We start from the raw sequence: 20391 nt of genomic DNA on the forward strand, positions 1-20391 counted from the left end.
CCCGATCTCAGGCCGCAGATCCCCGACCAACCGCGGACGGAGCACGCCGCACGCACTCCTTACGCACCATCGACTCACCACCACCGCCGGCCGCGATCACCACGTAGTCGCCGAGCCCGTACCGGCGCTCGCCGATCACCATCCGCCGCTGCCCGCGCACGAGCACCACGTCCCCGAACCGGTACTCCTCGATCTCGCTCATGGCGCGACGGTACGACCGGGCACCGACAAGTCCCGGTCACCACATGTGCTCGGCGACCCACTCGCCGATCGGGCCGCCCGCCTGCGCTGGCACCGGCGTCCGCACCAGTCCGAACGTGTACGTGCTGGCGCGCAGCACCGCACCCGCCGGGGCGCGGCGCCACCGCTCCAGCACCTCGAGCGGAAGACCGCGGGCCTCCAACATCGCCGCTCCAGCCGCCATGGCCTGCTGCTCGGGCACCGCGGCCCCGGAGTTGACGACGGGATCGTCGGCACCGGCCTGCGCGAAGATGACAAACGTCCACAGCACCACCTCAAGGTACCGAGCCTCCGGCTGGCCACCCCGCACCACTATCGTTGCGGGCATGACCGAATCGACCGAATCGACCACCGCCGGACCCAGCGAAATCACCCTCGTCACGAGGGCCGGAACCAAGACCTTCAGCGGCGACGAGTACGAGCTCGCCGAGCATGTACTGGGCTTCTTCATCGTCAAGCGGGCAGGCGAAACAGTGTGGTCCGAGGGCGTCGACAACGGGGTGCGGCAGGTCGTCGAAGTCCGCTTCAAGAACTACAAGCACTTCCCCGAAGGCTTCCCGCCCAAGGCGACCGAGCAGTAGCCGCACGCCGCGCGGCACACCTGCTGCGAGCCCGCGGGCCGGTACGTCCTGATGATCACGGGCCGCGGCCGCGTTTGGTGCCTGCAATTCGGCGTGCGCGGTGCGTGGCCGCGCCCGATGAGATCAGTCGGGCTCGACACCGAGCACTAGGCGGAGCAACTCCGCGAGTTCGAGGCCGGGGGCATTGCGGCCCGTCTCGATGTCCAGCAGGACATCGGCTGTGGTCTGCAATGCCGCCGCGGCCTGTTCACGCTCGACCAAGCCCATGGAGCGCCGTGCCGCCCACACGCGCGCCCCATACGGCGGAGCGGCGCTGTCAGCTAGATCGCCCAGCAGGTCCTCCCGCAGGCGCGCGGTGCCGGCGAACAGCTTCGTGAACTCCGCCGGCGATCCCGATGCGCGCAGCATCAACGGGCCAAGCTCGCTCTCGAGCTGGCGCGCGCGGTCCAGCAAGCCCGCCAGCACCACCACGCGATCGGGATCGTCGCCCTCCTCGAGCAGCTGTGCGCGTACTGTCTGCAGACCTTCAAGAGCCATCCACAGAACCGCCACCAAGCCTGTCCCCGCCAGAGGCGCGGAGTTACCTTTTTGCTGGACGTTGGGTAGCTCTGTGGCCGGGAGCGACACGCCGTGAGGGTCGCCCTGCGGGGGACTGGCGGCTGCTGGCGCCTGATCGAAGATCGATGTATCGGTCTCTAGCGCGTCCGCAATCTTCTGCTGCATTGGAGGCTTGGGCCAACCGGTGCCGAGCTCGATGTACCGGATCCACACCTTGCTACATCCGGCCCGGTCAGCGAGCTGCTGTTGCGTGAGCCGGAGCTGCTTGCGACGTGCGCGAATACGCGCACCCACGACCGTATCGCCCGTCGGACGGGTCCGGCTCACTGCATCACCTCCCTGTTCACTGCTCCGAAGTATTCCAACTGAGTAACCCCTGGTCCATCACCGGGTGACACAAAAGTGCCCTGCAACACTTGCTGAGCGATACTCGATGTGTAACACTTCGAGTATCTCAAGCGTTTCGCCGCAGTAAGGGAGTAACTCAGATGGTTGCGACTGAAGCCAGCTCGTCCAACCGGCCGGTGCCGGCGTCGACGCCTCTCCGCGCTGCCGCGCGACCGCCCAGGTTCATCCCGGCGTGGGCCAAGCAGCCGCCGAAGCGAGTGCACACCCCTTGCCAGGTCGAGCCTGAACTGTGGTTCGTTCGCGGCGGCTCCGAAGCGCGCGAAGCATGCGGGCACTGCCCGCTGCGACTTCAGTGCCTGCAGGAGACCGCCCGCGCCGCCGCTGGCGGCCGCGCAGGTCGCGATGGCGCCGGCAACGACCCGAGCCAGCGCGTCTACACCGCCGAAGGCTGGGCGCCGACGCACGGGGTGTGGGCCGGTCACCGGATGCCCGGACGCATCGTGCACCGGCTGATCACCCGCTACGGCGAACTCAACGACGACCTCGCACGAAACGGACTGCCCACCTTGGACATGCCGACCGCCGAAGAGTTCAACCGCCGCACCGGCGGCGCTGAGACCGCGGCCCACGCCATCGAAGCTCCCGAGCCCAAGCAGCCGGCGGCGCCGAAGGCGAGCGCGGTGTCCTCCTCGCGCATCAACTTCGCGGCACAGGGCGATCAGCTCACCCTCCCGATCGCGGCGGCCTAACCTCCGCGATGCCATTCCACCTCCGCCGTGCCGGGGTCTTCCGCCACGGTCTCGCCCGGCCATGTGCCGGGCGGGCGCAGTCGCGTCAGCTCGTACGCCTGGAGCACCCGACGCTTGCTCACACCCAGCTCGCGCGCAAGCAGCTCGGCGCGCTGATCCGACAACGGCGCCTCTCCTCGCTCGAGGTCCGACAACCGCGACGTGGTCACCCGCAGACGCGAGGCCAGTTCCGGCTGGGTCAGCCCGCGCAGCCAGCGCAGAACCGTCAGATCCCGCTCGCCGGCCGGTACGACGATCACCCGGCTCAGGGGCACCCCCAGTGCTGCTGTCGCCCTGGCCAGCAGGTCGATCGTCGGTGCTGTCTCGCCATCCTCCCAGCGACCGATCGTCCGCGTGTCTACATCGGTGACGCGGGCGAGATCCCCACGCGACCACTTCTTTTTCTCCCGGATGCGCTGCAGCTCCTCCGGGACGAAACCACGCAGGACCCGGCGTCGACTCACGAACGGGATCGTGGCAGCGCACCGCGGTATCCGACCAACATGCCCGAAATAGATGCCCGAACCGCTGCGTGGGAGTCCCATAGCGATGCAATCTGGCCCCACGATCACACGGAATGTGGTCCCACTTTCGGCGTGTCGGAGCCCACGTCCCACACTTGGCGCGAATCTGTCACCAGGATGAGCGTCATGCCGATGCCATCAAAGGGGGAGCGAGTCCCCGTGAAGACTCGTATGCCTGTTGCCCTCAACAAAGCGATGGAGAACGAGCTCAAGGAGCGCGGCATCTCCATCACTGACTACATCAACAGCCTCATCGCGAACGATCTCGGCTTATACGAGTTCGTTCATGGCCGGCAGGGGGTGTTGCCGCTGCAGACCGCTTCGTAGCGCCGAGGACCACCTATGACCTAACCGCCGCCGACCTATCGCAACACCGACCATGCAGGTCGAAATGTCAATTGAATAGCAGCGCAACGCATCACGCGATCAATCACGGCCGCTGACCAGATGGACCTTACCAACCCAGCTGACCAGGCCGCAGATAGCAAAAAGCCCCTCCGGGCTACCAACCCGAGGGACCTAGTGCTCTGAAGTTTGATCGGGTCTCGGGTACCACCCCGATGTCCCAGATGCTTGCGCACCTACCCGAAGGGACACACTTTGCTGGTGTGCTCTCAGGGTAGCGCGCACCCTGAACCAGCCGCAACCCTTGGTTGCGCCCCGCGTGTCGCGGGGACCACTCGTCGACGACCAGCGCGCCCGGCTTCTGCCGGCGGCGTCGACCACCACAAGCTTCATCGCCGCGATCGCCGCTGCCCGCACACAAGGCCGGCGAGCCGATGACCCGTACTCAGACCTTCGCCGTCCTCGCACAGCGCTGGCAGCAGTGGTCACCACGCACTCGCGTGCGCGTCGACCTGGACCGCGTGCACGAGTACCGCTCTGCCCCGTGGCCACGTGGGGGAGCGCTCACCGTGCCGACGGCCACTTACCTCGCCTCCCGTGATGGCCGGTTCCAGTGGCTGGCGTTCGACTTCGACACCACCAAGTACGGCGCTGACGCTGTCGCCACGGACGCCGCGATCGTCGCCAACGTCCTCGACGAGCTCGACGTCCCACACCTGCTCGTGCAGTCCGGCCCGACCGATGGCGCGCACATCTGGGTACGCCTGGACTGCGCCGGCGCTGACGCCGACGCAGTCGACCGCATGGCGCACGCCCTGCAAGCGCACCTACCCACGCTCGACATCTCCCCGCTGACCAACGCCGATACCGGTTGCGTCCGAATCCCCGGCTCCCCGCACCGCCACGGTGGCCACGCCGTCCCGTCCGTCGATGGACAGGCACTTGACGCGGCTCTGACCGCCATGGACCAGCGCCCCGCCTCGGCCGAGTTGCTCACCTGGCTCCACGCACGCTTTCCCACCCGGGAGCACAGCCCTGAACCCTCGACGCGGCGCGGTGCCGCCTCGAGCACCCCCGGCCTGACGATCGTTGGCACCGGGGCAGGCGCGCACCTCGCACGGGCGCGCACGGACCTCACACCGGCAACCCGGCAGCTCCTGACCCACGCACTTCCCGCCGGCGCAGACCGCTCCGCGATCGCGTGGAGCATCCTGCTCGGTATGGCAGCCTCAGGCTGCACCTGGCACGACGTCACCACCCACCTGGACCAGCCCGGCCTCACCCGCCTCCGCGAGGACTACGACCGCCACCAGGCCCACGCGATCGTCCAATGGGAGAAGGCCCTCGACACCGCAGCGGCAACCGCCTGGCCCAGAACCGCCGCCGATCGCGTCGACGACGCCACGACAGCCCTCCTCGACGAGGTATCCGCGGCCGCCGCTGACGGCCCCCGCTGGGCCCGCCCCGGGGGAGCCAGCGACGAACGCGTCCTGCTGGCCTTCCACGCGCTCTGCGAGCGAGCTCACGCCACCACGATCAACGTCGACGTCCGCCGCCTCGCCGAGGCCGCCAACGTCCATCACACGACGGCTTCTCGCAGCATGGCCCGCCTCGCCGCGGAGGGCTGGACGCACCTGCAGGCAGCCTCGGAGGGAACCGCCGCCGCGACCTGGACCCTGTGCACACCACCTGCTTGCACAGCTGCACCACAAGTGAAATCACGCCCCCAGCCCCCCACCTACTCCCTCCCCGGTGCCGTGCGACTCGAGCACGCTCAGCACGACGTCTGGGTATGGCGAGACGGCCTCGGTGGAGTAGGGGAGCGGGTGCACTTCTACTGGTCAACGGGTACGCCAGTGGAGGAGATCGCTGCGCTGACAGGTTACTCGGTCAGGACGGTGCACCGGTGGATGGCAGTGCTCGGAGGGCTCAGGCTGCTGTCGTGGCGCCCGCGGCTGGAGACGGCCGCGCGGATCCTCGGCGCGGCCGGAGTGATGGTGGAGCGTGCTCGCCGGCATCAGTGGGAGCGCGGGGCGTTCGACTGGTGGCACGCGGAGCTCGATTGGCGGCGTACCCCGGGCAAGAAGCGCCGCAAAACGGGGCCCACACGGGCCAGTACGGATCCCGCGGCGATCGCTCTACCGATCGCCGCGCCGGCCCGTGCCCGGTTCGGTCGGTTCCCGACTAAACCAGGCGGCAAGATGGACTGGGCGGCCGCGATCGCAGTGGTTGCGACCCGCACCGCCGCCGGCGCGGGCGTGGCCTGAGCACGTCGAGGCCGCACCCGGCGGGGATCAGCGGGACGCGACCAGCTTGATCTTCCACTCGCTCAGTCGCGGCTGGATCAACTCGACGAGGCCCCGGTTGTCGCGGGTGATGCCGATCATGATGCCGACGGCGTCGACCGAACCGTCGCTGCGCACTGCGAAAACGGGGGCGCCGGAGTCTCCCTTCGCCGGCGCATCGCCGAGGAACACGCGGTTCCCCTCGATGCCCTTGTACTCGCTGCACTTGTATCCGGACCGCTGGCCCTGCCAGCACAGGCGAGGCTTGCGGTCCTGCACCTCTTCCTTCGACAAGACCCCCGCGACGGCGGTCTTCCCGAGGATGGCAGAGCGCACCGGCCGCGGGGACTTCGCCAGCGTGACGACGGCGAGATCGAGCGTGGGCTTGTCGAAGGTCACGCGCTCGAAAGTGCCGACCACTACCCGATTCGCCTTGTCCTGCGAGGTCTGAACGCGTACGGCGTCGGCCTTCTTGCAGTGGCCGGCGGTCAGGATCCCCGATGCTCCGCTCTCAGTGCGGACCATGAAGCCGGCCGTGCACACCTCCGAACCGGAGAAGATCGTCATCCCCGGCGTGACGGTCTTGCCAACCACGTACGCTCCGGCGTCACCGGTACCAATCGCAGCCACGGCGGCCGCGGACACCAGCGCCGTACCGACCCTGAGCATGCCTCTGTGGCCCCTCATCGGCGGCCACCGGCCTCGCTCGAGGTCACGGAGATCGCAGTCCAGTCCTGCGCGATCACACGCTGCGCGGACGCGAGACTCATCGTTCCCGAGCACACCGCCGCCGTCAGAGCAGTATCGACGCGGTTCTTCTTCCGCGCCGCTTCCGGGGTCTGCAGCCACAAGTTCCGGGGATCGTTGACAGCCCCACCCAGCTGCACCGGAACCAGGTGATCGAGAACCAAGTCCTTCGACTCCTTCTCGGAGGTCCCGTAGGCACGGGCCGCGAGCGGACGCTCCTTCGCGTACACCGACGACGAACCGGTCTGCGTCTTCGCCCAGCCCTTCTTGCACACCGTCTTCGAGATGTCCGTGCGAGCACCGTCGCGGCTGATGGCACCCGGGGTGCACTTGGAATCGGGCAGCAGCTCACCACGTGACTTGCGCAGCTGGCAGGTCCCGCGGTCCGGGAACTTCTGCACCTTCGATGACGACGCGCTCGAGACGGCCAGCGACCGCGGCCCGTCCTTGAGCGCGTCCGGATCCGCCGCCGCCGGCGCGACGGTCACCGTGGCACCGATCACCAGCGAGACCACCACCCCTGCCACCTTGATTACGCGCACGGTGCGCCCCCTCCGTCGTCGGTGAGCGCCGGTCGCGCTCGTTCCAGAGCCAGCTCACCACGGCACACCCCTCCGCCACCACACTCACGTGGTGGCGCAGCCCTACCGTTCGTAGCCCAGAGATTCAGACTGCCGCTCGAGGGTCCCGAGCTCGGCGCCCCGCTCACGCCGAGCCGATCGGTCTCTGACCGCCGCTCCGAACAGCTCACGCAAGGCCGCGGGGTTGGGACTGAATTCCCCGACTTCGGGCCTCGAGGCATGCGATGACTCGTTCCACTGCGCCTGCTCGACCCGTGCCTGCCGGAGATCGATCGCCCACGCCGGGGAGATGTCTTCAACTACAGATTCCATGAATAGCCGTGTGGCCCTACCGTTGCCCTCGCGGAACGGGTGTGCCTGGTTGACATAGGAGAAGACCTCCGCCGCTTTATCGACGAAGGTCTCCTTCCGGAAAGAGCGCAGCTCCGGACTCTCACGCAGGTCGTAGGCGACGGCATCCATGTACATCGAGATGTTGGCGTAGTGCGCAAAAGGCTTGCCGCCCTTCTGCATATTCACATCCCGAATATCCCCCGCCCACGGGTACACATCCTGGAACAGGTGGTGATGAATCGCGGCCAGCTGCTGCAAGTCGTGCGTCCGCGGGACGATCCCCCGATCCTCATCGAGTTCCACCGCACGAGAGATCACCGCACCAGCCTCGAACCGTGCCAACTCCGCGTTATCGTGCAGACCGGGAACATTACGCAGCACCTGAGTGCCCGGGTAGAACAGCGCAGCGAACCGTTCCTCGTTCTCATTCACACTGCTCACCCCAACAGCTCGGTCAGTCGCGAAAGGCCGCCGCTCGCGTGCCGAGCATCCGCTCCCGAGCCTGATCGCCCGTGATCGTGCCGGCCGCCTGTTGGACGAGAATCGCCACCTGGTCGGCGTCCGGCGCCGCGTCCTCGAGCCAAGCCGAGTGCAAAGCGCGCTCAAGCCGCTGGGACGCCGCCGGCGACAACTGCGAGAGCAGCTGCTCATGCTGGCTCAGCCAGTGATCGAAAGACCCTGCCATCGTGCCACCTCCCTGTGAACTACCTCCTTGAATTTTACCACGTCAGGGCTATTAAAACTGCTATCCCGCAGCGGAATTCGCCAGCAGTGTGGCGGTGTGCGCACTCGGTGTCTGTCGCTATTCGTGCAGACGAGCCAGCAGGACTGAGCGCTGTCGTTCGCCGAGACCGCCCACACGCCGGCTCGGCGCGATCTGCAGCTGGTGCATCATGTCGGCCACTCGCACCTTGCCCAGTCTCGGCAGCGACTCCAGCAGGTAACTGACCCTCATCTTCCCGATCACGGGGTCGTCGGTCCGCTCGAGGAGGTCCGCCACCGAGACCGCGCCGGCCTTCAGCTCCGCGCGTACCGCCGCGCGCGCTGTCCTCGTCTCGGCGGCCTTCAGCAGGTGTGCCGCTCGCTGGTCCGCCGTCAGCTCGGGTAGTGCCATCTCATGAACCTCCAACTGTCGTCGTCTTCGCGTTGCCAGCGGCTGCCTTGCCGCGCTCGGGCACCAGTTCAGCACGGCTGCCCGATACGCCGCCACACTCACTGCAGGGCGGTCGTCGGGCGTAGCACCTTGACGGGGAACCACGGGGCAAGCACCGCACCGTCGACTCGTTGACAGTGCCGGCTCCCGGGCATGATGATCTCGGCGCTGTAGGCAGGTTCGCCGATCAGCCGCCGGTACGGCCGCTGAACCTTGATCAGTGTGCTCGCTGCGTGCTCTGTAGCGACGATGATGTCCCCGGCGCGCAGAGCCGCCGGCGTGTCGACCACGACGGCGCGGGACGAGAGGAACGCGCCGAGCTCGCCGTCCGCAATGCCCAACGCATCCGCGATCTGGTGAGTGCTCGCCTTCTCCGCTGACAGCGCTTCCAATACCGCGTCCAGCTCTTCGGCGTCCTCCTCCGCGCGGCGAATGCGATCCAGCGCTCGAGCAAGCATGCTCAGTCTCCGATGTGCGCGGTGATGATCGCCTTTGCGCCCTGGTGGTAGATGGATGCGCCAGACCCCTTGGTGCTGTCTGGAAGGAACAGGATGTCGATCGGAGAACAACGCTCGATGAGGTTCTCCGCGTCGAGATTCGACACGATCGACCTGGCGTCGAGGTCGGCGGAGATCATCTCCGCTGCGACCGGGCTGGGGGAGGGGCCCCGCGAGCACCTGCTCGCCACCGACACCCGCTTGGAGCCGCTGCTGACCCGCTCGACGAAGTCACCGATAGCCCCGTCGGCACCGGCGATCGTCACCGCGTACGCCTCGTCCTGTGCGGTCATCGCAATCGATGACCGGGAGGTAGAGACGATCTTGACAGCGCCTTCATTAGGAATCTTCACGCCCAGGCGGTCCTCCACGACTTTGATCGTTGCAGCATCACTATCCCCCGACGATTCTGACTTGTTGAGCTGTGGCCCCAGATCGCAGCCGCTCAGCAGCGCCGCGCTCAATGCGATAGAGAACACCGAGAGCGCATAAGTGCCGCTGCGTCGCTCACTCGTGGAAGAATTCGTATCCATTCCTCTATTGTACGCGACCACTGAGGACTCTGGTTGATCCAGATCCGGTTACTAGGAATGGTCTGGCGCGCCCGTTCTCGCCTTGGAAGTGAAGGAAATTGGATTCTATGTTCGCTACGGAGTTGTTAGGAAAGGTTCCGTTGTAGTCGTAGCGGTCGGCGATGTCTGGGCGATAGGTAAGACTGTAGGTTCCGTCCGGATTCATATGGACGGTTGTTGCGGTAGATACTTGGAATCGCCCAAGCGATCGAACCATGTCAGGGTCCGCGCCCGCCACAAGATCGTAGCCCGACGTTTTCGAGATCGTGACAGGCTGGCCAGTTGCGCGGGCCTTCGCCCTTGCCTCTTGGATTGCCGCATCGACCTGCGACCGAATGCGCACTGCGATCGGCGTTGGAGTTACCCCGGACGCATCGGGTCCGTAGTTCTGAGTCTCCTCGCCTGACCACTTATCGACCAGTTCGGTGGGCAGCACTACAGGCTCGCCGGTGTTCCCCGCGTAATGCTTCATAAGCTTCAAGGCTTCAGGGTGATCTTTCAGCCAGAAGAAGATTTGAGCGGCGTCAGACGGAAGTGTGCCGTTGCCGCTGTAATCTGTCTTGTCTGGATTCACCCCGGGTAACCCCTTGATCACTTCTCCCGGGTCGCGAGGTGGTGGCAACTCAGACGGCACGGAGCCCATACCCGAGAGGGTTGTCACGGGGTCATAGTTGATGTCTTTGATTGCTTGGGCAAGGCGGCGAGCGTCGGCATCTGCATCGCGTAAGATCGTCGTCGCCTCTTGAAGACGCTTCTCTAACGCGGACCGTAGTACCGCCGCACCAGCAGGAGAGCCCGCGTCGTCTTTTAGGAGTTTGTAGTCTTCGAGGGCGCTTGCATAGGTGATCTTCATTTTGCTCAGGTTTGTTTCGCGCGAGACGTTCGCGTCCGAGAGTAGCTTCAATACCCGCGCGTCCGCAGCCGCCAGTCGCCGTTGATCGTTGACTTGCGCCTGAGCCGCGGTCCCACGCCCATCTGCAGTCTTCCCCTCCCCGTCGCCCTCCGGTTTCGCGGGGGCCTGTGGGGCCACTGCAGGCGTAGCAAGCCGGCCTCCAGGGCCGAAGGCGTCGACACCCGCGGCTAGTGCCGCGAACGTCATCTTCACGAAGAGGCGCGTCGCTTCATCCATGGCATCTCCGCTGGATCGCCCCACGAGTTGCGGTCGACGCCGCGGGCCGTGACAGGTGATGGTGCGCGATGGTGAACACGGTACGAGTATGCATCCCCAACCTCCCAGGTTGGAGCACCAGTTGCCGCGCAGACCACGGCGCGCAAGGGGCAATCTCTCAACGCAGATGCGGCCGGGCGGCATCTATTTCGGGCAGAGTTCGGCGAACCGCCTGATACGGAAGGGCAGCACGCTCAATCGGCATCATCGAGCGCTTCCGGGAAGTCGAGCCTCGTCGTATCTGCGAGCACTGCGGGCAGGGCAATCTCCTCGGCCCGCGAGGCCGAGCCTGCGACTACCCACAAGATCAGGCCCGCCTGGCTCATGTCGATCCCGCCGCTCGCGACAGGCACAGTCAGGGGAGACCCCACGCGCATCCCGACTACATCGCCCAGCAGGTAATCCGGGAACGAACGTGCCTGCAGCGCCAGTTTCGAGGTGTGAAGGGTAACGGACTGCGCCGCCGCCGGCATCGCAGCCCGCACGAAATTGCTCGGAACTACCGAGTACCGATACCGCCAGGATCTAGGGGAAGTGTCTGTGTGCGGAACGTGGTTTGCCAGCCAGTAGGCGCTCGTAGGGTCGGCCTTCTGTAGGCGGTCCAATTGAGACTTCCCCCTCTCGTTGGAGAAAGTGAAGCTTTCGTAGTCCCGTCTGTTCAGAATCTTCGCCTGCGCGAGGTGTCCCAATTCAACGGACAATTCGTCCGTCGCGACCGTCAATACGACTCCGACATCTGCCCCTATTTGCGACTCCTCCGAGGGGCGGCCGCCTTGGTTGTATTTATCGGTGATTCTCGCGCTGAATCGGACGAAACAATCTGGGTGTCGAGAATTCCGGACTCTTGGAAGCTTCCAAGATCCCAAGAGGTCGAGTCGGCCAGCCACGGCAGCTGTGTAGTCCTCTTCTCTTCGAAGGGTGCTAGAGGACACCGCAGTGCACCTTCCGATCTCCCGCCGGAGTGCTTGCAGCGCGCCTGCATCCACGCGGCTTGCGAGCCACGACTTCGGATCGGCGTCAGGGGCGTCCTCCACCGTGCACTGCGCCATGTTCATCGGCTCTCCGCTCGACTTGTGTCGGTCGCCTATCGGACGACAACCACCACCAGGAACCCTGTGATCATCAGGATAAGTGCGGTTGCGTAGTACGTAATCGCCCACGCTCGGTTGCTCATACGTGTCCCCGTTCAGGTTCGGGATCGTTGCGGAGGAGGCAGCGATCGATACCCCACTCCAACGCCGGGATGAACGCCACGAAGAAGAGTCCAAACGCGGTCGCAATGTACGCGACGCCACGGCCTTCCGTCAGTATGAACGAAAGCATCACCATCATCGACACCATGATCCCGATCGCGAGGAATCCGCGAGCGACAGGTGCCCAGCGCGGCTCAAGCAGCACGATCAGCCCTTTCGTCTCCGTGGGGCAAACGCTACCGGAATTCGGGTGCAGTCCGATACAGAGCGCCCGACCCACTACCAGAGCCGCGACAGCATGGCTATCGCCGGCGTGTTGTACGCGGCGTGGACCACGACGCTCGGCCACACCGATCGCATCACGACGGCGAGAACCGCGCAGACAAGTCCCATCGCCCCAGCGGCAGCGGCGTTGTACCAGCTGAACTCGGCGTGGGCGAAGGCAAACGCTACCGAGCTCGCGAGCACAACGGCGACCAGACCCGCGAGGCGTTTCGCCTGCACCTCCCGCCAACGAAGCGGGCCATCACCGAAAGCCCAGACGGTTGCCGCGACGACGACGCAGCGGAACACGACCTCCTCGCCGGCTGCGTGGGCCCACACCATCCACGACGGCGCTCCCATCATCACGTCACGCTCAGCATCCGCCGCGAGCTGCGCCGGCGTCTGCACCTTCAACCCTGGCCATAGATCCCCGATGAGCGGCACGATCTCCTTGCGGATCACCACGCCGATCGCGATCGCACCGAGCAATACGAGGACGAGCTGCCACCAGTTGCGGACTCCTCGTGGGCGGCAGAACCCCAGCCACCGCAGGACCTGGCTCATCGAGACGTCGAAGGTCCACGCGATGGCAAGCAAGAGCACGCCAAAGATCACCGCCAGCACCACGAACCCGACTACAGCGGGAAGCGACGGAGTACCGGGCCTGAACTTGTCCTGCGGCGCGGTCAGCAGCGAATACGCCATCGTGGCGGTGACTACTGCGACCATCCAGATCCGGTAGTCCACGCTGGTGCTTGAGAAGCGGCCGCGCGGCACTCGTGCATCCACGCCATCGCGGGGTGACTTCACTTCCGAGTGCTCATCGTCCATGAGCTACACCCCATCACGAGGCACTGACGAGCACCGACCCTCACGGAAAGGCGGTGAAGGTGCGGTGATGTATTCCCTGCAGGGGCCGATTGCCCAGTTGACCTGCTGGTTCAGGTATCGGTACCCTTGGGGGCACAGGGGTACCGATCAATTCGGTGCGCTGGCATCCGCGAGGGTGTCTACCAGGCAGAAGGAGGTGGAGAATGCAGGGCGATCGGTATGTGCGGCAGATGATGATGGCGATGACCGCTGCCGAGATTCTCCGCCGTGAGCCTTCTCGCCTGTCGGATCCGCGACTGCGCGACCGGCTTGAGAACAACTACGCCGGCGTCCAGGGCGAGTTCTACGACCGGTGCTACCGGCAGTGGATGGACCTGCTTTCCGGCGGCGACGTCGATCTGCTCACCGAGCAGGTGACGGCCGACACTGAATTCGGTGGTGGTCTGCGCACGCTCTCCCCGCTCGGCACGCTGATCCCGTCCGAGGTTCGCCAGCAGATCGTCACCAGTGCGCTGAAGCACCGCTCGCTGCTGCCGGCTGCTGCGTGAATCAGGACCAACTCCGGCTCGGCATCGCCGCTGCGTGCCAGCTCACTGGTGAACCGTATGTCGTTGTCGTAGGTTCACAGGCGATCCTCGGCTCGCACCCTCACGACGAGCTGCCCGCGACCGCCGTCCTGTCCCGCGAGATGGACGTGACGCTGTGGATGCAGTTCGTGCAGGGTGCGACGCAAGATGAGATCGCGGACAAGCTCATGAAGGTCAATGTCTACCTCGGCGAGGAATCCGGTTTCGACTACGAACACGGCTTCTACATCGAGGCCATCCAGCGCGAGACCGTGATCTTCCCTGCAGGTTGGCAGGACCGTCTCGTCAAGTTCGAGTGCGGTATCCCAGGCAAGGACTACGGCGTGTCCGGATTTTGCCTCGAGCCCCACGATCTGTGTGTGTCGAAAGCGCTCGCTGGACGCGAGAAGGACTGGGAGTTCATCGAAGCCCTCGTCACCGCCGGCGTGGTGGAGGTCAGCGTGATCCACGAGCGCATCACCGGGGCGATCGAGTGGCCACCCGACTACGAATTCGATGTCACGATCGCGATCGAGCGAGCCGCAGCGACCATTCTCGGCTTTTAGCCGCATCGATGCACGCCGGACGCTGATGCGTCCCGGATCCCCCGTATGCGTCACGATTACGAACTGGATCCAGGGCTACTGCTCGTCTTCATCAAATTGGTGCGACTCCGTGAAGGCAGCCCACTCCTCCTCGCCGACCTCGCCACGGTTGAGGTCTCGCGACACACCCTCACCTCCGTCGCCGCCGCTCGGCCCGCCCGCAGCGCCTTCTCCCGGCCAGTCGGGGGACTCATCGCGCCGCCGAACAACGTCGAAGTGCGAGAGCGGGCGGAAGATCAGCGTGTTGTCCACGGCCACCAGCCACAGGAACTCGCCGGCCATCTTCCGGTCGCGGACGTAGACCGCGTGGAAAACGTCGCCGCTCGCGTGACTGCGAACGTCCCACCACTCACCGAGCTTCGGTCGGACCGAGCTGTTTGCGGTCACGCGAGTACGCAGCGATCGCACCTCCGATAGCGCATCTAGTAACGATCGCTCGATAGCGTCGAGGCGCCGGCCAACGAGATCTCCCTCGTCGATAGGGCCAAGAGTGGAGGCCCGAACGGTGACGGTGCCGTCAGGGTGGCGGTCGACCAAACCAAGGTCCTCCACCTCTCCGTAGGCACGCCGCGCGTTCGTAGTCGGTGTCCGTGGGTACCGGCCGAATCGTTCGCTCAACTCGATCAGTCCGGGAAGCCGATCTCCGATCTTGAAGGTGCTGCGCTGCGTGATCTCAGCTACCAGCACATCCCGCATGCTATGGAAAATCCCTGTCATCTCGTGGTGGTCCTTTCAAAGCGCTTCGGTTTCTAGGCAGTGAATCCGGACTCAGATGAACACGGCCGGGAGCGCCAGCACATGATCTTCGTCGGTGTCGAGACGAACCCAGACGCCGCGGCCCACTGTCCGGCACTCGACACCGTACGCGTCCCGCGCATGCACATCGACCGGCAAGCCGATCAGGTCCCTCTCGGTCTCGATCGGACGCTCCCACCATCGGTCTTGGATGAGGCCTCCGACTGCGACGGCCATGCTGACTCCCTTCGATTACCTCTTGTGTCGGTTGCTGATCGCCTTCATGTCGTCGAGCGTGCCGACTCCCGCAGCGACCACGGCCGCTTGCACCCAGCCGAGCCACCGGCCCAGCTTCGCCGGCGAGAACGCGGCCGGCTCGGCTTCGACCGTGGCCAACATGCCGCGGAGGTGGGAGAGGCCAAGATCGCTATCGGGTTCGTCGAGCATGCCTCGCTTTTCCGCGAACGCAATCGTCTCGCGGAAAGCTCCGAGCTGGTCGACCTCGTCGCCCGGCGAAGCACCGGCGACTCGGTCCGCGCTCGACTCGCCAGCCACCGCGAGCAGCTCGTCCAGTGTGAGCAGGTCAGACGATCCGGGGGGTACGCCTGCCTCGTCTAGCCGCCTGTCCATTTCGTCGGCGGCCCGTTCCGCACGGTCCGCAGCCGCATCCAGCGCAAGGTTCGCGCGCCTCCAACTCGAATCCGGGCCAGGGCGTAACGGGAGCTCGTGCACATTCTCGGGACGAACCGCCACAGGGGCGCCATCTGCCGCAGATTTGAGCGCCTCGACCAGCTGGTACCCCTGTGCACCGGTCATCCGTGCGGTGTCCACCTGGCGGAACTGGTGTGCCACCGTCCGAAGCAGTCGTGCACGATCACGACTATCGGGTTCGATGGGGCCGCTCTCATCTCCCATTGCAGACCTCCCTTGGTTATCCGGACGTGGTGCGGAGGGTTGCGAACCATTCGCGGGTGCGTGGGTGCCCGGCTTCGGCGTCTGCGGCGCCGCCGTCGACGCCCCAGAGGTCCGCAGCCCAGGTGTCGAGCGCGGCGACCTCGCTGCCCGAGACCTCGTCGACGAGCGCACCGTTCTCGAGGACCAGGGCGACGCCGGCGACCTCGCCGTTCGACCATGTCCAGCGGAACGGATCCCAGCCCTCGGCCCGCACCAGCTCGACGCGTTCGGTAAGGCCGGCGGCGCGGCGGGCACGGTCCTCGTCCGAAGGCGCTGCCGCCAGCAGCTCGGCCAGCGTCCGGGGCCTCGTCGTATCCTTCCCGGTGACGCGCTCTGCTTCAGTGCGCATCCAGGTCGACTTGCCACCGCCGGGATGGTGCTCCCAAGATCCGTACTCCGCCATCACACTTCTCCTTCGATATTCAGACTGCCGCGTCGAGCTGGCAGGCGGGGCACAGAACCTCGACCGCATCCGGCGGCGCGATCCATCCGTCGTCGAGGTTGAACGCGATCTCCTGAGCCTCGCCCTCGGTGAGGCCCGCGGGTCCTCTCGTACCGCATCGGTCGCACACGATGCGGTACCACGTCTCCTCAGCGAACTCCACGTCGATCTCCTTCGATTGCTGGACTGTGGAACTGGACGGGCTACTTGACTGCGGTCGGTCCGACTCGGAGCTTCACTCCGAGGTTGCCGGGTGCGAACGAGTCGTAGCCGGTGTCCTCGACGGTGTACCCGTGCCGCTCAAGTGCTCTCCGGGAAACAATGGCGTTGTGCCCCGAGCTGACGTGCAGGACCACAGTCCTCGGGCTCGTCGCCTCGTCTCGGGTGACGCTCAGGATGCCTTCGGCAGGCGGGCAACCCCGCTCCCAAATCGCGGCCTCTGCATGGCGTCTCACCGCCAGCACCTGCACCTGCTTGATCATCTGCGTCTTCCGTTCGGTTACCGGACTGGATCTCGTCGTGCTCGCCGAACGAAATCATCCACCGCGCGCGCCGTCTCCGGCGACGGCGCCGTGGTCCCCGCTTCTTCAACGACGATCGAGTAGGTGTGCTCGGTGATCTCGAATCGGGCGCGAAGGATCGTCGTGATGCTCGCCGCGAGGTCGGACCAGTTCTCGGTCTGTCCGGCCAGCTCCTCCGCGAGGATCGCCTGCACGGGGTCGGAGATGTTCTTCGTCATCTTCGTTGCTCCTGATCGGTTCGATTCGTGGACTAGGCCGGGGGATGATCTCGGTACTCGGCCACCGTCTCGCCCAGCAGCTTCGTCATGTCCGGCATCTTCGGCTCCCAGCGTCGGGACGGCGGCGTCTGAATCCGCGCCACTCGCCCCTCTCGACGCGGCTCCGCAGCCGTCGAATCGTGGTGCTCGCAGCAGCCGCCGTAGGTGGTGTCGTGCTCGTCGCTCATCGTGGTCTCCTTCGGTTACTGAACAGTGCCGAGCGGTTCGACGGTGGCCCCGTGCTCCGCGGCGTAGCGCTCGGCGTCGGGGCCCTCAGCGTCGGTGAATACACGGACGTCGGCCGGACGGCCGGGGACCCGCACGATCAAGGTCAGATCCGCGAGCTTTGCAGCGCCCCGTGGACGCCGGCGCTCGGCCTGTTCGTCGTCAGCCATCGTCTCTCCTTCGGTATGCCTCCATGGTAGCCTATTCTCGAATCATTGACAATCATTTGTAGCAATAGGCTGGTGGTGCATCGTGGCACGGATGGACGAAGGGGAATTGATTGTGCGACAGATCCTTTCCCAGACCTCGCCTGGGCAGAGGGTGGGCTCGGTCGATAGCATCTGCGAGGCCACTGGCCTGTCCACCGGCGGAGCGATTGCGGTGATGAAACGCCTCATCGAACAGGGTCTCGTCCGAAGCGAGCGCGGCCCCAAGGGCGGGTACTGGCGGACCGACGCCCCCGTGCCGGCGGCCGGCGCTCAAGACGAGCTGCGCGAGATCGCTAAGGCACTTGAGAGCATCACCGCCCGGGTCAACGCCCTCATCGCCGACGCCAATACGTAGGGGTCTGGTGTCTGGAAAGTGCATCTCTTGATGGAATCGAAGTGCAGACAATGAATCCAGACTCCCGCACCTGCCAGATCAGTGAGTTCTTTAGCGGTTCAGGGTGTCTGGCTCAACGGGGGCGTGGATGCGCGGATCGCGGCGATGATCCAGGCGTCGAGGTCTGGTCTCTCCGCGACTTCGGGTGCGAATCGGCCAGCTTCTGCGGCGAGAAGGGCGTCGAGGGCACGTTCGTACAGTTCATCGGTCACATGAATTGGACGCGCCAGCTCGGCGTTTGGTTCCCGTCAGGGTGCGGTTGCGTCGTCGAGCAGCTGGAGGAGCACCTCGAGGAGCTTGCTCGCTCGGGCATCGACCTCGTCGAGCACGTCATCGACGTCGGCGAGAGCTCCTTGTGCGGTGCGGCGCGCTGCGAGGCCGCGGTCCCAGCTTCTGGGATCGAGCGGCGCCGGCGCGGGGTACTCCGTCGCCGCGGGTTCGCCGGCCGGCGTGGGTCGGGGAGCGATGTGGCGGTGAGCGGGTGCCCCGCCGGCCAGGTGGGCACGGAGCAGCGCTCCGATCGCGCCCGCGCTGAGGTGGGAGGTGGTGTCGAGCGGCGGTGCGCCCCATCCGTCGAGCGGGGTGAACATCGGTGCATCGTCGGGGACGGCCGGCACTGCGGGGATCGGTTCGCCGCGTAGGGCGGTCGCGGTGATGCTCGGGCTTGGGACGTGGTGCTGTAGTGCGCGTAGGTGCAGCCACTCCTCGAGCACGGCGGCTGGCGAGAGTCCGGCCGCGGGTAGGTCAGGCGCGGTGGTGTACTCTTCGCCGCCGTCGGCGGTGGTGGTGATGTGGAGCTCGTCGGTCTCGTCGTCGACGTAGATCGCGCCGGCGGTGAGCCGGGACAGCGCGGTCGGGCGGATCCCGCTTGTGGCGAGCACGAGGAGTAGCGTGTCGCGGCGGGCGAACAGCGCGGCGGGCCAGCCGTCGGGCAGGTGGGTCGCGACGTCGACCGCAAGGTCGGTGAGGTGGCGCCGGCGCGCCGCGCGGGTGGCGTCGATCGCCTCGCGCACCGCCTCGGCGATGCCGGGCGGGCGGTGGCCGGCGCGGCGGTGCGCGCCGTTGAGGACCGCGACCCGGCGGCGCTGCGTGCGAGGCGCCGCGGGGTTGGCGGCGATGAACCGGGCCAGCACGGCGGGGGTCGCGGGCACCGGGTGCTCGTCGACGGCCGCGCACCAGTCCGCCCAGAGGGTCCAGGTGGCGCGATCGCGGGCATCGAGGTCGCCTGCGGCGGGGATGGTCATAGGCCTAGTTTCGTGACGGAATTGGCGACGAGGGGCGCGTTTTCGCGGCGGTAGCGCAGGACCGTGCTGACGGTGTTGTGCCCGGTCTGGGCCATGACCTCCTCGAAGCTGGCGCCGTTGCGCAGGGTCTGCGTGACGTGACCGGTCCGGAGACTGTGCGCGCCGAGTCGTGCGATCACTGCGGGATCGATGCCGGCGCGCAGCGCCCGGCGCCGCACGATCGCGTGCACCGACGACTCCGACAGGGCAGCGTCGGAGAGTAGGCCGTTGCGGGCGGTGGACCGGAAGAACGGGCGGCGCGCTGCGACCCAGCGGACGGCGCGCTGGTAGGAGTTCGTGCCGACGTGGCCAGCCTCGAGTGGGGCAGCCTCGGTGAGCAGCCGGATGACGACGCGGCGGCCGTAGCGGTCGCTCGCGGAAGCGACCTCGGCCCAGCGGACCGCGGCGCACACCGGGCACCGTCGGGGATCCTCGGCGCGCGGCGTGGGGTGCCGCCCGGGCCCCTCAGCCCAGCCCTCGCCGGCTGCCACCGCACCGCACCACGCCGACGCCGACTCGAGCTCGTCGGCGGTGCACGCCACGCAGTACCGCGCCCCACCGCATCGCACCACGACACCGTCCGGACGGCGATAGATGTGCCCGTGACCGGCATTCGCGTCGCACGCAGAGTAGTTCGGCCACGAACCGAGGTCCGTCACGGGGATCTGCATATCGCCAACCTCTCTGATCCCGCTCATTATCGCGATCGAGGGGCAAACCGGGCAACCAACTTCTCACGCCGGCGCCGGCGTGTTGGCCAGGCCTACGCCGACCAGCACGGCAGCACCGTCGAGACGATGCGGGCCTAACAGCACTCATCGGCCCAGAGGGGGGGGGGAGCGGCTCCGATCACTCCGCGTCGTCATCGTGCTGCGCCGACTGCACCACGCCGTCGAAGTTGATCACGCCGACCTTCGCGCTCAGCGACGCCGTTCCCTCGCTCGAGCTGCCGCTGCACTGCCGTCGCCCCGGGCCACCCGCGCAGCCTCTCCAAAGACGCCTGCAGCGGCTCCTCCACCAGCGTATGCAGCTCCGCGATCGACGAGACCAACGACAGATCGGACCCGAGCTGCTCCAGCATCCCGAACGTCTCCAGGCCAGCACCCGGATCTACGGACCCATCCTTGAGCCCGACGAAGAACCCCACGTCGTCGGTGCCGTCGAGCACCCCCACCTCTACGCCGCCTGGCGA

The 20391-nt window shown here is 66.4% G+C and carries 34 protein-coding genes; 7 read left to right on the plus strand and 27 right to left on the minus strand.

The window, feature by feature from the left end; all coding sequences use genetic code 11:
• Positions 1-7 precede the first annotated feature (7 nt).
• Together ABD108_RS05515 and ABD108_RS05520 are read right to left on the minus strand one after the other, a co-directional pair.
• A complete protein-coding gene (locus ABD108_RS05515; protein ID WP_343929731.1) occupies positions 8-202 on the minus strand; it encodes a hypothetical protein in 195 nt (64 codons plus the stop codon).
• A 36-nt stretch (positions 203-238) separates the two neighbouring features.
• Positions 239-511 (minus strand): hypothetical protein, encoded by a 273-nt coding sequence (locus tag ABD108_RS05520; RefSeq protein WP_343929732.1) that lies wholly within the window; start codon positions 509-511, stop codon positions 239-241.
• A gap of 55 nt (positions 512-566) precedes the next feature.
• Between ABD108_RS05520 and ABD108_RS05525 the strand changes: the two genes are divergently transcribed.
• The gene (locus ABD108_RS05525) at positions 567-821 is read left to right on the plus strand and encodes a hypothetical protein (protein WP_343929733.1); all 255 of its coding nucleotides are present in this window, start codon (positions 567-569) and stop codon (positions 819-821) included.
• Between the two features lie 123 nt (positions 822-944).
• On the opposite strand, the gene ABD108_RS05530 is transcribed toward ABD108_RS05525, so the two are convergent.
• A complete protein-coding gene (locus tag ABD108_RS05530) occupies positions 945-1706 on the minus strand; it encodes a helix-turn-helix domain-containing protein (RefSeq protein ID WP_343929734.1) in 762 nt (253 codons plus the stop codon).
• 506 nt (positions 1707-2212) lie between these two features.
• Here ABD108_RS05530 and ABD108_RS05535 point away from each other — a divergent pair.
• Positions 2213-2476 carry a hypothetical protein gene (locus ABD108_RS05535; RefSeq protein ID WP_343929735.1) on the plus strand — a complete coding sequence of 88 codons (264 nt, stop codon included), beginning with the start codon at positions 2213-2215 and terminating at the stop codon, positions 2474-2476.
• On the opposite strand, the gene ABD108_RS05540 is transcribed toward ABD108_RS05535, so the two are convergent.
• Positions 2473-2979, minus strand: coding sequence for a helix-turn-helix domain-containing protein (locus ABD108_RS05540; RefSeq protein ID WP_343929736.1), 507 nt, complete (start codon positions 2977-2979; stop codon positions 2473-2475). The two genes, ABD108_RS05535 and ABD108_RS05540, sit on opposite strands and share 4 nt — an antisense overlap.
• A 186-nt stretch (positions 2980-3165) precedes the next feature.
• On the opposite strand from ABD108_RS05540, the gene ABD108_RS05545 reads away from it, so the two are divergent.
• Positions 3166-3366 carry a hypothetical protein gene (locus ABD108_RS05545; protein ID WP_343929737.1) on the plus strand — a complete coding sequence of 67 codons (201 nt, stop codon included), beginning with the start codon at positions 3166-3168 and terminating at the stop codon, positions 3364-3366.
• A gap of 452 nt (positions 3367-3818) precedes the next feature.
• Positions 3819-5651 (plus strand): hypothetical protein, encoded by a 1833-nt coding sequence (locus ABD108_RS05550; protein ID WP_343929738.1) that lies wholly within the window; start codon positions 3819-3821, stop codon positions 5649-5651.
• Between the two features lie 27 nt (positions 5652-5678).
• Here the strand turns inward: ABD108_RS05550 and ABD108_RS05555 are convergent, their stop codons facing one another.
• From ABD108_RS05555 to ABD108_RS05605, 11 genes are all read right to left on the minus strand, one after another.
• Positions 5679-6338 (minus strand): trypsin-like serine protease, encoded by a 660-nt coding sequence (locus ABD108_RS05555; RefSeq protein ID WP_343929739.1) that lies wholly within the window; start codon positions 6336-6338, stop codon positions 5679-5681.
• A 14-nt stretch (positions 6339-6352) separates the two neighbouring features.
• On the minus strand, positions 6353-6958 hold the full coding sequence (locus tag ABD108_RS05560; protein WP_343929740.1) for a hypothetical protein: 606 nt from the start codon (positions 6956-6958) through the stop codon (positions 6353-6355).
• 102 nt (positions 6959-7060) lie between these two features.
• Positions 7061-7762 carry a Fic/DOC family protein gene (locus ABD108_RS05565; RefSeq protein ID WP_343929741.1) on the minus strand — a complete coding sequence of 234 codons (702 nt, stop codon included), beginning with the start codon at positions 7760-7762 and terminating at the stop codon, positions 7061-7063.
• 22 nt (positions 7763-7784) lie between these two features.
• Entirely contained in the window at positions 7785-8015 is a 231-nt protein-coding gene (locus ABD108_RS05570) for an antitoxin VbhA family protein (RefSeq protein WP_343929742.1), read from the minus strand.
• A 117-nt stretch (positions 8016-8132) separates the two neighbouring features.
• Positions 8133-8444, minus strand: coding sequence for an integration host factor, actinobacterial type (mihF, locus tag ABD108_RS05575; protein WP_343929743.1), 312 nt, complete (start codon positions 8442-8444; stop codon positions 8133-8135).
• A 98-nt stretch (positions 8445-8542) separates the two neighbouring features.
• Positions 8543-8941 carry a hypothetical protein gene (locus ABD108_RS05580; RefSeq protein WP_343929744.1) on the minus strand — a complete coding sequence of 133 codons (399 nt, stop codon included), beginning with the start codon at positions 8939-8941 and terminating at the stop codon, positions 8543-8545.
• A 2-nt stretch (positions 8942-8943) separates the two neighbouring features.
• Entirely contained in the window at positions 8944-9513 is a 570-nt protein-coding gene (locus tag ABD108_RS05585; protein ID WP_343929745.1) for a hypothetical protein, read from the minus strand.
• 4 nt (positions 9514-9517) lie between these two features.
• A complete protein-coding gene (locus tag ABD108_RS05590; protein ID WP_343929746.1) occupies positions 9518-10681 on the minus strand; it encodes a hypothetical protein in 1164 nt (387 codons plus the stop codon).
• Between the two features lie 233 nt (positions 10682-10914).
• Complete coding sequence (locus tag ABD108_RS05595) at positions 10915-11442, minus strand: hypothetical protein (RefSeq protein WP_343929747.1); 528 nt, start codon at positions 11440-11442, stop codon at positions 10915-10917.
• A gap of 448 nt (positions 11443-11890) precedes the next feature.
• Positions 11891-12118 carry a hypothetical protein gene (locus ABD108_RS05600; RefSeq protein ID WP_343929748.1) on the minus strand — a complete coding sequence of 76 codons (228 nt, stop codon included), beginning with the start codon at positions 12116-12118 and terminating at the stop codon, positions 11891-11893.
• Positions 12119-12192: 74 nt separating this feature from the next.
• A complete protein-coding gene (locus ABD108_RS05605; protein WP_343929749.1) occupies positions 12193-13008 on the minus strand; it encodes a CPBP family intramembrane glutamic endopeptidase in 816 nt (271 codons plus the stop codon).
• Between the two features lie 203 nt (positions 13009-13211).
• Between ABD108_RS05605 and ABD108_RS05610 the strand changes: the two genes are divergently transcribed.
• Together ABD108_RS05610 and ABD108_RS05615 are read left to right on the plus strand one after the other, a co-directional pair.
• The gene (locus ABD108_RS05610) at positions 13212-13556 is read left to right on the plus strand and encodes a hypothetical protein (RefSeq protein WP_343929750.1); all 345 of its coding nucleotides are present in this window, start codon (positions 13212-13214) and stop codon (positions 13554-13556) included.
• Positions 13553-14140 carry a DUF6036 family nucleotidyltransferase gene (locus ABD108_RS05615; RefSeq protein ID WP_343929751.1) on the plus strand — a complete coding sequence of 196 codons (588 nt, stop codon included), beginning with the start codon at positions 13553-13555 and terminating at the stop codon, positions 14138-14140. Before ABD108_RS05610 ends, ABD108_RS05615 begins: the two co-directional genes overlap by 4 nt.
• Before the next feature lie 75 nt (positions 14141-14215).
• Here ABD108_RS05615 and ABD108_RS05620 read toward each other — a convergent pair whose 3' ends face one another.
• From ABD108_RS05620 to ABD108_RS05660, 9 genes are all read right to left on the minus strand, one after another.
• A complete protein-coding gene (locus ABD108_RS05620; protein ID WP_343929752.1) occupies positions 14216-14866 on the minus strand; it encodes a hypothetical protein in 651 nt (216 codons plus the stop codon).
• A gap of 81 nt (positions 14867-14947) precedes the next feature.
• A complete protein-coding gene (locus ABD108_RS05625; RefSeq protein WP_343929753.1) occupies positions 14948-15151 on the minus strand; it encodes a hypothetical protein in 204 nt (67 codons plus the stop codon).
• A 15-nt stretch (positions 15152-15166) separates the two neighbouring features.
• On the minus strand, positions 15167-15766 hold the full coding sequence (locus ABD108_RS05630) for a hypothetical protein (RefSeq protein WP_343929754.1): 600 nt from the start codon (positions 15764-15766) through the stop codon (positions 15167-15169).
• A 79-nt stretch (positions 15767-15845) separates the two neighbouring features.
• A complete protein-coding gene (locus ABD108_RS05635) occupies positions 15846-16271 on the minus strand; it encodes a hypothetical protein (RefSeq protein WP_343929755.1) in 426 nt (141 codons plus the stop codon).
• 19 nt (positions 16272-16290) lie between these two features.
• Positions 16291-16473 (minus strand): zinc ribbon domain-containing protein, encoded by a 183-nt coding sequence (locus tag ABD108_RS05640; RefSeq protein WP_343929756.1) that lies wholly within the window; start codon positions 16471-16473, stop codon positions 16291-16293.
• 40 nt (positions 16474-16513) lie between these two features.
• Positions 16514-16792: a hypothetical protein gene (locus tag ABD108_RS05645; RefSeq protein WP_343929757.1), complete on the minus strand. Its 279-nt coding sequence runs from the start codon at positions 16790-16792 to the stop codon at positions 16514-16516.
• 17 nt (positions 16793-16809) lie between these two features.
• On the minus strand, positions 16810-17049 hold the full coding sequence (locus ABD108_RS05650; protein WP_343929758.1) for a hypothetical protein: 240 nt from the start codon (positions 17047-17049) through the stop codon (positions 16810-16812).
• A gap of 32 nt (positions 17050-17081) precedes the next feature.
• On the minus strand, positions 17082-17276 hold the full coding sequence (locus ABD108_RS05655; RefSeq protein ID WP_114514748.1) for a hypothetical protein: 195 nt from the start codon (positions 17274-17276) through the stop codon (positions 17082-17084).
• 15 nt (positions 17277-17291) lie between these two features.
• Complete coding sequence (locus tag ABD108_RS05660) at positions 17292-17483, minus strand: hypothetical protein (protein ID WP_114514749.1); 192 nt, start codon at positions 17481-17483, stop codon at positions 17292-17294.
• 91 nt (positions 17484-17574) lie between these two features.
• Here ABD108_RS05660 and ABD108_RS05665 point away from each other — a divergent pair, with 91 nt between their 5' ends.
• Complete coding sequence (locus tag ABD108_RS05665) at positions 17575-17877, plus strand: Rrf2 family transcriptional regulator (RefSeq protein WP_114514750.1); 303 nt, start codon at positions 17575-17577, stop codon at positions 17875-17877.
• 287 nt (positions 17878-18164) lie between these two features.
• On the opposite strand, the gene ABD108_RS05670 is transcribed toward ABD108_RS05665, so the two are convergent.
• From ABD108_RS05670 to ABD108_RS05680, 3 genes are all read right to left on the minus strand, one after another.
• The gene (locus ABD108_RS05670) at positions 18165-19160 is read right to left on the minus strand and encodes a recombinase (RefSeq protein WP_343929759.1); all 996 of its coding nucleotides are present in this window, start codon (positions 19158-19160) and stop codon (positions 18165-18167) included.
• Complete coding sequence (locus ABD108_RS05675) at positions 19157-19870, minus strand: tyrosine-type recombinase/integrase (RefSeq protein WP_231706759.1); 714 nt, start codon at positions 19868-19870, stop codon at positions 19157-19159. Before ABD108_RS05675 ends, ABD108_RS05670 begins: the two co-directional genes overlap by 4 nt.
• A gap of 191 nt (positions 19871-20061) precedes the next feature.
• Positions 20062-20367 carry a hypothetical protein gene (locus tag ABD108_RS05680; RefSeq protein ID WP_343929760.1) on the minus strand — a complete coding sequence of 102 codons (306 nt, stop codon included), beginning with the start codon at positions 20365-20367 and terminating at the stop codon, positions 20062-20064.
• Positions 20368-20391 lie beyond the last annotated feature (24 nt).

The sequence above is a fragment of the Tsukamurella strandjordii genome, assembly GCF_039525985.1.
Classification (GTDB): domain Bacteria; phylum Actinomycetota; class Actinomycetes; order Mycobacteriales; family Mycobacteriaceae; genus Tsukamurella; species Tsukamurella strandjordii.